This is a genomic window from Serratia sp. FS14 (assembly GCF_000695995.1).
GTDB lineage: Bacteria > Pseudomonadota > Gammaproteobacteria > Enterobacterales > Enterobacteriaceae > Serratia > Serratia nematodiphila.
In genome coordinates, this window is sequence record NZ_CP005927.1 from 1987251 (window position 1) to 2000531 (window position 13281).

Genomic DNA, 13281 nt, shown 5'->3' on the forward strand with positions numbered 1-13281 from the left:
GTTTTAAAGGAGTCTTCATGTTCACGGTTTATCATTCCAATCAGCTGGATTTGTTGAAAACGCTGACCAGCGCGCTGATAGCCAGAGATCCGTTGACCGATCCTTTTCAACAGGAGGTGGTGCTGGTGCAAAGCCCCGGTATGGCGCAATGGCTGCAGATGCAGCTGGCGGAGCAGTTCGGCATCGCCGCCAATGTCGCGTTTCCGCTGCCGGCGACCTTCATTTGGGACATGTTCACCCGGGTGTTGCCGGATATTCCGAAAGAGAGCGCCTTCAGCAAGGACGCCATGACCTGGAAGCTGATGTGGCTGCTGCCGGAGATGTTGACTCAGCCGGCGTTTGCGCCACTGCAGCACTATCTGACCGATGACGGCGACAAGCGCAAAATCCACCAGTTGGCCGGCCGGGTCGCCGACCTGTTCGACCAATATTTGGTTTATCGCCCGCAGTGGCTGGAGAGCTGGCAGCGCGGCGAGCGCATCGACGGTCTGGCGGAGGCTCAGCAATGGCAGGCGCCGCTCTGGGCGCGGCTGGTGGAGTACACGCGCGAACTGGGGCAGCCGGAATGGCACCGCGCCAATCTGTACAGCCGCTTTATCCACGCGCTGGAGCAGGCAAAAACATGCCCGCCCGGTTTGCCGCCGCGGGTGTTTATCTGCGGCATCTCGGCATTGCCGCCGATCTATCTGGAAGCGCTGCAGGCGCTGGGACGGCATATCGACATCCACCTGATGTTCACCAACCCCTGTCGCTACTATTGGGGTGATATTCAGGATTACGCCTTTCTGGCCCGCTTGCAGAGCCGCAAGCGTCGTCACTATCATCAGGCGCGCGAGCAAGGGCTGTTCCGCGAGCCGGATGACGCGGCGCGCCTGTTTGACGCCGAAGGGCAGCAGCAACTCAGCAACCCGCTGCTGGCCTCCTGGGGCAAGCTGGGGCGCGATCACCTTTACCTGCTGTCGCAGATGGAAGGGGCGCAAGAGGTCGACGCCTTTGTCGATATCCCGGCCGATACCATGCTGCACGCCGTTCAGCGCGATATGCTGGAACTGGAAGACCATGCGGTAATCGGTATTACCGCGGAAACGCTGGAAAGCAGCTTCAGCAAACGTCCGCTTGATGAAAACGACCGCTCCCTCAGCCTGCACGCCTGTCACAGCCCGCAGCGGGAAGTGGAGGTTTTGCACAATCGGTTGCTGAGCATGCTGGCGCAGGATCCGTCGTTGACGCCGCGCGACATCATCGTGATGGTGGCGGATATCGACAGCTACACGCCTTACATTCAGGCGGTGTTCGGCAATGCCCCCGCCGAGCGCTACCTGCCGTTTGCCATTTCCGACCGCAAAGCGCGGCAGGCGCATCCGGCGCTGCAGGCGTTCATTTCACTGCTCGATCTGCCGCAAAGTCGCTTTACCTCTGAACAGGTGCTGGCGCTGCTGGAGGTGCCTGCCCTGGCCGCCCGTTTCGCCATTGGCGAAGAGGGGCTGCGTCTGTTGCGCCACTGGGTTGGTGAATCCGGCGTGCGCTGGGGCCTGGACGATGATAACGTGCGCGAACTGGATCTGCCCGCCACCGGCCAGCACACCTGGCGATTCGGCATTACGCGCATGCTGCTCGGTTACGCGATGGACAGCAACGCCGGCGATTGGCAGGGCATTTTGCCTTACGATGAATCGAGCGGGTTGGTCGCCGAACTGGCGGGGCAACTGGCAGACCTGCTGGCGCAGCTCAGCCACTGGCGGCAAATCTTGAGCGAAGCGCGCCCGCTCGAGGCGTGGCTGCCGCTGTGCCGCCAACTGCTGGATGCCTTCTTCGCAGCGGACAGCGACACCGAAGTGGTGCTGGCATTGATTGAGCAGCAGTGGCAGCAGGCCATTAATTTTGGCCTGGCGGCGCGCTATCCCGATGAGGTGCCGTTGACCATTCTGCGCGACGATCTGGCGGCGCGCCTCGATCAGGAGCGCATCAGCCAGCGCTTCCTCGCCGGGCAAATCAACTTCTGTACGCTGATGCCGATGCGCTCGATTCCGTTCAAGGTGGTGTGCCTGCTGGGCATGAACGACGGCGTGTATCCGCGCACGCTGCCGCCGCTGGGCTTTGATCTGATGGCGCAGCAGGTCAAGCGCGGCGACCGCAGCCGCCGCGATGACGACCGATATCTGTTCCTGGAAGCGATTCTGTCCGCTCAGCAGCGGCTATATATCAGCTTCATCGGCCGTTCCATTCAGGACAACAGCCCGCGCTACCCTTCTGTGCTGGTCACTGAGCTGCTTGAGTACCTGGAGCAAAGCTATTGCCTGCCGGGAGATGAGGAACTCAGCGCAGACGACAGCGCCCGGCGGGTTGGTGAGCACTTGCTGAAGTGGCATGCGCGCATGCCGTTCGCCGCCGAGAATTTCTTGCCGGGCTCGGAGGCGCAAAGCTATGCCGCCGAGTGGCTGCCCGCCGCAGATGGTCGCGGTGCGGCGCATCCGGCGTTCAACCAGCCGCTGCCTGCCGAAGCGCTGCAGCAAATATCATTGGATGAGCTGCTGCGGTTTTACCGCCATCCGATTCGCGCGTTTTTCCAATTGCGGTTGGGCGTCAGTTTTATCCTGGAAGAGACTGAGCTGCCGGACGAAGAGCCCTTCACGCTGGATAACCTCAGCCGCTACCAGTTCAACAGCCAACTGCTGAATACCCTGATCGACGGCGACGATCCCGAACGGTTGTTCCAGCGGGTGCGTGCCGCCGGCGGCTTGCCCTATGGCGCCTTCGGCGAGATCTATTGGCAAAAGCAGCAGGAAGAGATGAGCGAACTGGCCGAGCAGGTGCGTGCGGAACGCGCAGAGAGCCATAGCCTGGAATTGGATATCGATATTGCCGGCGTACGTCTCAGCGGCTGGCTGCATCAGGTGCAGGATGACGGCCTGTTGCGCTGGCGGCCCGCCACGTTGTCGGCGGTGGATGGCATATTGCTGTGGCTGGAGCACCTGGTGTACTGCCGCGCCGGCGGCACCGGCGAGAGCCGCATCTACGGCCGCAAGAACTCCGCCTGGCGCTTTGCCGCGCTGGCGCCTGAAGAGGCGCAGGCGCAGTTGGCGGAGCTGCTGGCGGGTTATCAGCGCGGTCTGTGTCAGCCGCTGTTGTTGCTGAACAAGAGCGGCTGGGCGTGGCTGAGTCAGTGCTATCAGCCGGAAACACAGCAAATCGACTGGGAGAAAGAAGCGCAAACAAAGGCTCGCGCCAAATTGCTGCAGGCCTGGCAGGGCGATCAGCGCATTCCCGGAGAAGGGGAAGATCCCTACGTTCAGCGAGTGTTCCGCCAATTGGATAATGAATACTTAGCGCAAATACTGGCCGAAACAGAGCGTTATCTGCTGCCGGTGGCGCGTCATAACCTGGGGTAACAATCCCCCGGTGGTGCTGTGCGGCGGGAGGTGGTAAAAATAACGAAGGTTATATTCAACCATTGGGGTGATTCCCGGTCTTACATAACGTACAGGCATATACCCGCCGCGTTTTGGGGCGCCACATTGGCGAAGAATCCGGCGAGTACAGATTTGGTTATGTGGTTTTGATGTACGTCGCCAGCGTCAGGGAGTGGGCGTGGCGATGTCAGAATAGGGGTTTATTTTGGATATGCGCAGACAGTTGGCCCGCATCACCGGGCTGGTATTATTGGCTATGTGTTGGGCGCCGTTGAGTTGGGCCGCACAAGGATGGCAACCGCTGGCGGAGAAGATCAACAAGAGCGAGCACGATCCGCGTCAGTACGAGGCGATCAAGTTGGCTAACGGCATGACGGTGCTGCTGGTGTCCGATGCCCAGGCGCCGAAATCGCTGGCGGCGCTGGCATTGCCGGTTGGATCGCTCGAAGATCCGAACAGCCAACTGGGATTGGCGCACTATCTGGAACATATGGTGCTGATGGGCTCCAAACGCTATCCAGAGCCGGAAAACCTGTCCGAATTCCTGAAAAAGCACGGCGGCAGCCACAACGCCAGCACGGCCTCTTATCGCACCGCTTTCTATCTGGAAGTGGAAAATGACGCGCTGGAGCCGGCGGTCGACCGCATGGCCGACGCCATTGCCGAGCCGCTGCTGGATCCGGGCAATGCCGATCGCGAGCGTAACGCGGTGAACGCCGAGTTAACGATGGCGCGTTCGCGCGACGGCATGCGCATGGCGCAGGTCGGCGCGGAAACCCTGAACCCGGCGCACCCGAGCGCGCGCTTCTCCGGCGGCAATCTCGATACGTTGAAAGACAAGCCGGACAGCAAGTTGCACGATGAACTGACCGGCTTCTATAAGCGTTACTATTCCGCCAATCTGATGATGGGCGTTTTGTACGGTAATCAGTCGCTGCCGCAGTTGGCTGGCATTGCGGCGAAAACCTTTGGCCGCGTGCCGAATCATGACGCCAGCGTGCCGCCGATCACCGTGCCGGCCGTCACGCCGGAACAGCAGGGCATCATCATTCACTATGTGCCGGCGCAGCCGCGCAAGCAGCTGAAGGTCGAATTCCGCATCGATAACAACAGCGCCGCGTTTCGCAGCAAAACCGATACCTACATCAGCTACCTGATCGGCAACCGCAGCAAAAACACCCTGTCTGACTGGCTGCAGAAGCAAGGGTTGGCGGACGCCATCAATGCCGGCGCCGATCCGATGGTGGATCGCAACGGCGGCGTCTTCGCCATCAGCGTTTCACTCACTGACAAAGGCCTGGCCCAGCGCGATGAGGTCGTCGCCGCCATTTTCAACTACCTGAAAATGCTGCGCAGCGAGGGCATCAAGCAGAGCTACTTCGATGAAATCTCGCATGTTCTGAACCTGGACTTCCGTTATCCCTCGATCACGCGCGACATGGACTATATCGAATGGCTGGTGGACACCATGCTGCGCGTGCCGGTTGAGCATGCGCTGGACGCGCCTTATCTGGCCGACCGTTATGATCCAAAGGCGATCGCCGAACGCCTGGACGCCATGACGCCGCAAAACGCGCGCATCTGGTTCGTCAGCCCGGATGAACCGCACAACAAGACGGCCTATTTCGTCAACGCGCCTTACCAGGTCGACAAAATCACGCCGCAGCGCTTTACGCAGTGGCAGCAGTTGGAGAGCGGCATTTCCCTGTCGCTGCCGGCGCTCAACCCGTACATCCCGGATGACTTTACCCTGACCAAGCCATCGCACGAGTTCAAAAAACCGGAAATGGTGGTAGATAAACCCGGCCTGCGTGTGTTGTACATGCCGAGTCGTTACTTCGCCGACGAGCCGAAGGCCGACGTCACCGTCGCTTTCCGCAACGCCAAAACCATGGATTCCGCGCGCAATCAGGTGCTGTTCTCGCTGACGGATTATCTGGCCGGCCTGGCGCTGGATCAGCTGAGCTATCAGGCGTCGGTCGGCGGGTTGAGTTTCTCGACGTCGCCGAACAACGGCCTGATGTTTAACGCCAACGGCTTTACCCAGCGCCTGCCGCAGTTGTTGACGGCGCTGATCGAGGGCTATTCCAGCTTCACGCCGACGGAAGATCAGCTGGCGCAGGCCAAGTCCTGGTACCTGGAGCAGTTGGACGCCGCCGAGAAGGGCAAGGCGTTTGAGCTGGCCATTCAGCCGGTGCAGATGGTTTCCCGCGTGCCGTATTCCGAACGCAGCGAGCGCCGCGAAGTGCTGAAGACGTTAACGCTGAAAGACGTGCTGGCCTATCGCGACAGCCTGCTGGCCGAGGCCACGCCGGAGCTGCTGGTGGTGGGCAACATGAGCAAGCAGCAGGTCGACACGTTGGCGTCGACGCTGAAACATCGTCTGGGCTGTACCGGGAGCGAATGGTGGCACGGCGAAGACGTGGTGGTGGACAAGGATCATCTGGCCAACCTGCAACAGGTGGGCAGCAGCACTGACTCGGCGCTGGCGGCGGTTTATGTGCCGACCGGCTACGACGAAGTGACCGGCATGGCCTACAGTTCGCTGCTGGGGCAGATTATTCAGCCGTGGTTTTACAGCCAGCTGCGCACGCAGGAGCAATTGGGGTACGCGGTCTTCGCTTTCCCGATGTCGGTGGGGCGCCAGTGGGGCGTGGGCTTCCTGTTGCAGAGCAACAGCAAACAGCCGGCCTACCTGTACCAGCGCTATCAGGATTTCTACCCGAAAACCGAGAAACGCCTGCGCGACATGAGCGAGGCGGACTTTGAACAGTACAAACAGGCGCTCATCAATGAGCTGAAACAGCGGCCGCAAACTCTGAGCGAAGAGGCCAGCCGGTTCGCCAACGATTTCGATCGCGGCAACTTCGCCTTCGATACTCGTCAGAAACTGATCGCGCAGGTGCAACAGCTGACGCCGGCCAAACTGGCGGATTATTTCCACCAGGCGGTGATCCAGCCACAGGGGCTGGCGGTGCTGTCGCAGGTTAGCGGCAGCGGGCAAGACAAGGCGGATTACGCGGCGCCTAAGGATTGGGTCACCTATCCGAACGCGTCGGCATTGCAGCAGATCCTGCCGCGCAAAGTGGCGACGCCATGACGGAAGTCGCCCCGCAGAGGCTAGAACCGCTGACGTTGCCGCTGTTTGGCGAACGCCTGATCGAGGCGTCGGCGGGCACCGGCAAAACTTTTACCATCGGCGCGCTGTACCTGCGCTTGCTGCTGGGGTTGGGCGGTGACGCGGCGTTTCCCCGCCCGCTGACGGTCGAAGAAATCCTGGTGGTGACCTTTACCGAGGCCGCCACCGAGGAGCTGCGCGGGCGCATCCGCGACAATATCCACGGGCTGCGCATCGCCTGCGTGCGCGGTGTCAGCGTCAACCCGTTGTTTTCGGCGCTGATGGAAGAAATTGACGATTTGAGCGACGCCGCCTCACAGCTGCTGGCGGCGGAGCGGCAAATGGACGAAGCGGCGATCTACACCATTCACGGCTTTTGCCAACGGATGCTGACGCACAACGCCTTCGAGTCCGGCATGTTGTTTGAACAAACGCTGGTGCAGGACGAGCTGCCGCTGCGGCGGCAGGCCTGTGCCGACTTTTGGCGTCGCCACTGCTATCCGTTGCCGCTGGGCGTGGCGCGTGCGGTCAGCCAGGAGTGGAGCGGCCCGGAAGCGTTGCTGGCCGATCTCTCCGGCTATCTGCACGGTGAAGCGCCGGCGCTGCGGCGGCCGCCGAAGGACGAAGAAACCGTCCTGATGCGCCACGAGCAGATCGTCGCGCGCATCGACGCCATCAAGGCGCAATGGCGGGCGGCGGCGGGCGATCTTGAGGCGTTGATCGCCCAGTCCGGCGTCGATAAGCGCAGCTACAGCAGTAAACACCTGCCGAACTGGCTGAACAAGGTCGGCGAATGGAGCGGGCAGGAGACTCAGGACTACCAGCTGCCGAAGGAACTGGATAAATTTCGCCAGTCGGTGCTGCTGGAGAAGACCAAGAAGGGCGAGCCGCCGCGGCATGCGCTGTTCACGGCGATAGACGAACTGTTCGATGAACCCTTGACGTTGCGCGACCTGATCATGGCGCGCGCACTCAGCGAGATCCGCACTTCCATTCAGCAGGAAAAGCGCCAGCGCGCCGAGCTGGGGTTTGACGACCTGCTCAGTCGACTGGACGGCGCCCTGCAAAGCGGCGGCGGCGAACAGCTGGCGCAGGCGATCCGCCAGCGCTATCCGGTGGCGATGATCGATGAATTCCAGGATACCGATCCGCAGCAATACCGTATTTTCCAAAAACTTTACGTCGGCCGGCCCGATTGCGGCCTGCTGCTGATCGGCGATCCCAAGCAGGCGATTTACGCCTTTCGCGGCGCCGACATCTTCACCTACATGCGTGCGCGTTCAGAGGTGAGCGCCCACTATACGCTGGAGACCAACTGGCGCTCGTCGCCGTCGATGGTCGCCAGCGTCAATCACCTGTTTTCTCAGGTAGAAAAACCTTTCCTGTTCGGCCAAATCCCCTTTATTGAGGTTAACGCGGCGGAAAAGAACCAAGGGCTGGCGTTTGAATTGCACGGCACGCCGCAGCCGGCGATGCAGTTCTGGCTGCAGCAGGGAGAAGGCGTGGGTGTAAGTGATTACCAACAGCTGATGGCGCGCCTGTGCGCCACGCAAATTCGCGACTGGCTCAGCGCCGGGCAGCAGGGGCTGGCGCGGCTGCAGAGCGGCAAGGCGTCACGGCCGGTACAAGCCTCTGATATCACGGTGCTGGTGCGCAGCCGCAATGAGGCGGCGTTGGTGCGCGATGCGCTGAGCGCGCTGTCTATTCCGTCGGTCTACCTGTCCAACCGCGACAGCGTGTTTGACACCCCGGAGGCCAAAGACCTGCTGTGGTTGCTGCAGGCGGTGTTGGCGCCGGAGCAGGAGCGTACGCTGCGCAGCGCCATGGCCACCGGGCTGATGGGGCTGGACGCGCCGACGCTGGACGGCCTGAGCCGCGATGAGCGCGCCTGGGACGCGCTGGTTAATGAATTCGACAATTACCGCACGCTCTGGCTGCGCCGCGGCGTGTTGCCGATGCTGAGCGAGGTGATGAAAGCGCGCCAACTGGCGGAGAACCTGCTGGCCAGCGCCGGCGGCGAGCGTCGCTTGACCGACGTGCTGCATCTGGGGGAGCTGTTGCAAGAAGCGGCGGCGCAGCTCGACAGCGAGCATGCGCTGGTGCGCTGGCTGGCGCAGCAGATCGCCCAGCCTAATCGCCAGTCCGACAATCAGCAGCTGCGGCTGGAGAGCGACCGGCATCTGGTGCAGGTGATCACGATCCACAAGTCCAAGGGGCTGGAGTTCGATCTGGTGTGGCTGCCGTTCGTCGGCAACTTCCGCCAGCAGCAGCAGGCGCTGTATCACGATCGCCACAGTTTCCAGGCGTTGCTGGACCTCGACGCCAATGAAGAGAGCCAGGCCTGGGCGGAGGAGGAGCGGTTAGCGGAAGACCTGCGTCTGCTGTACGTGGCGCTGACCCGCTCGGTGTACCACTGCAGCATCGGCATCGCGCCGTTGTTCCAGGGCACGCGCAAGAAGCAGGGCGATACCGATCTGCACCGCAGCGCATTGGGCTATCTGGTGCAGGGCGGGCAGCCCGGCGACGCCGTGTATCTGCAGGAGCGGCTGCAGCAATTGGCGGGTGGCGGCATTGCGCTGTCGCTGGTTGAACCGCCGGATGCAGAACCCTGGCAACCCCAGGCGTCGCTGGCCGAAGCGTTGGCGGCGAAAAGCTTTACCCGACGGATCCAGGATTTTTGGCGGGTGACCAGCTATACCGGTTTGCAACAGCACGGCGCGAGCCTGATGCAGGATCTGCTGCCGCGTCTGGATGTCGACGCAGCCGGTGAGCGCGGGGAAGAAAGTGAGCCAGCGCTTACACCGCATACCTTCCCACGCGGCGCAACGCCCGGCACTTTCCTGCACAGCCTGTTTGAAACGCTGGACTTCACCCAGCCGCTCGACGAACAGTGGCTGCTGGAACAGCTGCAGCAGCAAGGGTTTGCCGAACACTGGCAGCCGATTTTGCTGGCGTGGATGCAGGTATTGCTCAACACGCCGCTCGCCGACAGCGGCGTGACGCTGGCGGCGCTGACGCCGCAGCATAAGCAGGCAGAGCTGCAGTTCTATTTACCGATTAACCGGCTGTTGCAGGCGAAGGAGCTCGATGCTCTGGTGAAGCGTTACGATCCGCTTTCCGCTCGCTGCCCGGCGCTGGATTTCCATCAGGTGCAGGGCATGCTGAAAGGCTTTATCGACCTGGTGTTCTGTTGGCAGGGCAAATACTACCTGCTGGACTACAAGTCCAACTGGTTAGGGGAAGACAGCAGCGCCTATACCCGGCCGGCGATGGAGCAGGCGATGGCGGAGCATCGTTACGATCTGCAATATCAGCTGTATACGCTGGCGCTGCACCGTTATCTGCGTCATCGGCTGCCGGATTACGATTACCGGCGCCATTTCGGCGGGGTGATTTATCTGTTCCTGCGCGGCGTGGATGCGGCGCACCCGGGCAACGGCATTTTCACCTGTCTTCCCGAGTTTGAGCTGGTGGCGGGGATGGATCGCTTGTTCAGCGGCGAGGCTGCTGCGACGGAGGATGGATCATGATCGCACTGCTGGAGCAGGCGGTGGCGCTTGGCGTGTTGCGCCCGCTGGACGTGCAGTTCGCCCGCGTGGTGGCGAACGAAGACGAGCCCGATATTTTGCTGGCCGCCGCCTGCCTGAGCGCAGAGGCGGGGGCCGGTCACGTCTGTCTGATGCTGGAGCAGCTGCAGGCGGATACGCTGTTTGAAGGGCGCCAACCGGCGCTGGCGCTGGCGCTGTGGGAGGCGGCCGGGCGACCGGATAGCGAGCGTTGGCAGCAGCGCCTGGCGGCCAGCGCGGCGGTCGGGGACGGCAGTAGCGCTACGCCGCTGGTGCTGCGCGGGCCGCGCTTGTATCTGCAGCGCATGTGGCAAAACGAAGGTGAAGTGGCGGCGTTTATCGGCGGCGAAGGCGAGTCGCTGGCGGTGCCGGAGGCTGAACTGCGCACTATTCTCGACCGCTTGTTCGGTTCGGCGAGCGACGAACCCGATTGGCAGAAGATCGCCGCCGCGGTAGCCGCCACGCGGCGCATTGCGGTCATTTCCGGCGGGCCGGGCACCGGTAAAACCACCACCGTCGCCAAGCTGTTGGCGGCGCTGGTGCAGTTGGATGAAAGCGCGCGCTTGCGCATTCAGCTGGCAGCGCCAACCGGCAAGGCGGCGGCGCGTCTGACGGAGTCGCTTGGCAGCGCCAGCCGTCAGCTGGCGTTGACCCCGGCGCAGCAGGCGCTGTTCCCGACCGAGGCGGCGACGTTACACCGCCTGTTGGGGGCGCAGCCGAACAGTCAACGCATGCGCTATCACCGCGGCAACCGGCTGCATTTGGATGTACTGGTGGTGGATGAGGCCTCGATGGTCGATCTACCGATGATGGCGCGCCTGATTGCCGCGCTGCCCGATCGGGCGCGGGTGATTTTCCTCGGCGATCGCGATCAGCTGGCCTCGGTGGAGGCCGGCGCGGTGCTGGGGGACATTTGCCGTTTTGCCGAGCAGGGATACAGCGATGCGCGTGCTGCAGAGCTAAGCCGCCTGACCGGCTGTTCGCTCGCAGGGCGGCAGGCCGACGCGGAAGCGGCGGTGCGTGACAGCCTATGCCTGCTGCGCAAGAGCTATCGCTTCGATGCCCGCTCCGGCATCGGCCAACTGGCGTTGGCGGTTAACGCCGGTGCCGGGGAGCGCGCGCTGGCAGCCTTAAGCGGCAGTTTCGGCGATGTCGTGGGCTATGCGCTGGCGACGAGCGAAGAGTATCAGGCGCTGCTGGATGCCTGCGTGGCGGGCTATCGCGACTATCTGCGGCTGACTGCCGAAGGCGCGGATGCGGCGGCGGTGCTGGCCGCCTTTAGCCGCTTCCAGGTGCTGTGCGCGCTGCGTGAAGGGCCGTTCGGCGTTGCCGGCCTGAATGAACGTATTGAACTCGGGCTGCAGCGCGCCGGTCTGATCGACCGCAAACCGGGCGTGCTCGGCCGCTGGTATCGGGGGCGGCCGGTGATGATCGGCCGCAACGACAGCGCGCTGGGGTTATTCAATGGGGATATCGGCATTACGCTGCCGGATGAGCGCGGCGAGCTGCGCGTGCATTTCCAACTGCCTGATGGAAGCATCAAGTCGGTGCAGCCGAGCCGTTTGCCGGCGCATGAAACCGCCTATGCCATGACGGTGCACAAATCTCAGGGATCGGAGTTTGACCATACGGTGCTGGTGTTGCCGAATCACTTCCTGCCGGTGCTGACGCGTGAATTGGTCTATACCGCGATCACTCGCGCGCGTAAGCAGCTCTCGCTGTATGCCACGGAGGCGGTGCTGCTGCGTGCCATTCGTATGCCGACCCAGCGCCGCAGCGGATTGGCTGAACGGCTGCAGGCAACGGAATAAGCGTTGAAGGGGCGCGGCAAGGGCCGCGCCGCGGAGATTACAGATCGGCCAGCAGGATTTTGGAACGGCGCTGATAGTTGTACAGCGCCTGCTTTTGCATCGGCAGCACGTCGACTTCTGCCGGGGTGAAGCCACGCTCCTGGAACCAGTGGATGCTGCGGGTGGTCAGCACGAACAGCTTCTTCAATCCCATCTGCCGCGCCTGATTTTCCACCCGCTGCAGCAGCATCTCGCCGCGCGAAGAGCTGCGGTAATCGGGATGCACCGCCACGCAGGCCATCTCACCGATTTTTTCCTCCGGGAACGGGTACAGCGCCGCACAGGCGATGGTCAGGTTGTCGCGTTCGATAATGGTGAATTTGTCGATCTCCATCTCCAGCTGTTCACGCGAACGGCGCACCAGAATACCTTGCTGTTCGAGCGGCCGAATGAGCTCCAGAATACCGCCGATGTCGTTGATCGTCGCCCGGCGCACCTGTTCGGCGCTCTCCATCACGATTTGGGTGCCGATGCCGTCGCGTGAGAACAGTTCTTGCACCAGCGCGCCGTCCTCCTGATAGCTGATCAGGTGGCTGCGGCGCACGCCGCTGCGGCAGCCTTTCACCGCGCCGCGCAGGAAGCGCACGGTGCCGGAATGGTAATCGCCGCCTTCCTCCAGCTCTTCAAGGCGCTTTTGCGCGTCGTTGGGGAACAGCTCGGAAAGGATGTTGCCTTCCGCGTCGGTCACGCCCTGCGAGGAGCAGAAACCGATCATTTTTTCCGCTTTCAGTTTGATCGCCAGCTGAGTCGCGACTTCCTCCGAAGTCAGGTTGAAGCTCTCGCCGGTGACCGAAACCGCGACCGGGCCGATCAGCACGATGGCGTTGCTGTCGAGCTGACGGTGGATTGCGTCTTCATCGATGCGGCGAATGCGGCCGCTGTGGCAGTAGTCGATGCCGTCATCAACGCCCAGCGGCTGCGCGATGATGAAGTTGCCGCTGACCACGTTGATATGCGCGCCCTGCAGTGGCGTGTTGTTGAGGCTCATCGACAGCCGAGCGGTGATGTCGAGCTGCAGCAGGCCGGCAGCCTGCTTGACCAGTTCGAGCGTATGGGCGTCGGTCACGCGGGTGTGTTTGTGGTAGATCGGCTCATAGTTATGCTGAGCCAGATTGGCGTCGATCTGCGGCCGCGCGCCGTAAACCACCACCAGGCGAATGCCCAGGCTATGCAGCAACCCGATATCGTTGACGATGTTGGAGAAATTCTCGTGTTCGATGGCTTCCCCGCCGAGCATGATGACGAACGTCTTGCCGCGGTGGGCGTTGATATAGGGGACTGAGTGACGGAATCCTTGCACCAGCTCTGTACTACGTTCCTTCACGGCCAAACCTCTT

5 protein-coding genes are annotated in these 13281 nt (G+C 62.2%); 4 read left to right on the top strand and 1 reads right to left on the bottom strand.

All coding sequences use genetic code 11. The features are described from left to right. Nucleotides 1-17: 17 nt before the first annotated feature. The 4 genes from recC to recD all read left to right on the top strand — a co-directional run bounded on the left by recC (nt 18) and on the right by recD (nt 11905). Nucleotides 18-3389 (top strand): exodeoxyribonuclease V subunit gamma, encoded by a 3372-nt coding sequence (gene recC, locus L085_RS08995; protein ID WP_044030597.1) that lies wholly within the window; start codon nt 18-20, stop codon nt 3387-3389. A 232-nt stretch (nt 3390-3621) separates the two neighbouring features. Continuing rightward, a complete protein-coding gene (gene ptrA / locus L085_RS09000) occupies nt 3622-6510 on the top strand; it encodes a pitrilysin (protein WP_015378913.1) in 2889 nt (962 codons plus the stop codon). After that, nucleotides 6507-10058: an exodeoxyribonuclease V subunit beta gene (recB, locus tag L085_RS09005; protein ID WP_044030598.1), complete on the top strand. Its 3552-nt coding sequence runs from the start codon at nt 6507-6509 to the stop codon at nt 10056-10058. Before ptrA ends, recB begins: the two co-directional genes overlap by 4 nt. Beyond that, the gene (recD, locus tag L085_RS09010) at nt 10055-11905 is read left to right on the top strand and encodes an exodeoxyribonuclease V subunit alpha (RefSeq protein ID WP_044030599.1); all 1851 of its coding nucleotides are present in this window, start codon (nt 10055-10057) and stop codon (nt 11903-11905) included. Before recB ends, recD begins: the two co-directional genes overlap by 4 nt. 37 nt (nt 11906-11942) lie before the next feature. On the opposite strand, the gene argA is transcribed toward recD, so the two are convergent. Further along, on the bottom strand, nt 11943-13268 hold the full coding sequence (gene argA, locus L085_RS09015; RefSeq protein ID WP_031300600.1) for an amino-acid N-acetyltransferase: 1326 nt from the start codon (nt 13266-13268) through the stop codon (nt 11943-11945). Between the last annotated feature and the right edge of the window lie 13 nt (nt 13269-13281).

Bases quoted from the DNA above. Each gene is read 5' to 3' on its own strand.
- ptrA (WP_015378913.1), top strand. From the start codon at position 3,622: ATGCGCAGACAGTTGGCCCGCATCACCGGGCTGGTATTATTGGCTATG.
- recB (WP_044030598.1), top strand. From the start codon at position 6,507: ATGACGGAAGTCGCCCCGCAGAGGCTAGAACCGCTGACGTTGCCGCTG.
- recC (WP_044030597.1), top strand. From the start codon at position 18: ATGTTCACGGTTTATCATTCCAATCAGCTGGATTTGTTGAAAACGCTG.
- recD (WP_044030599.1), top strand. From the start codon at position 10,055: ATGATCGCACTGCTGGAGCAGGCGGTGGCGCTTGGCGTGTTGCGCCCG.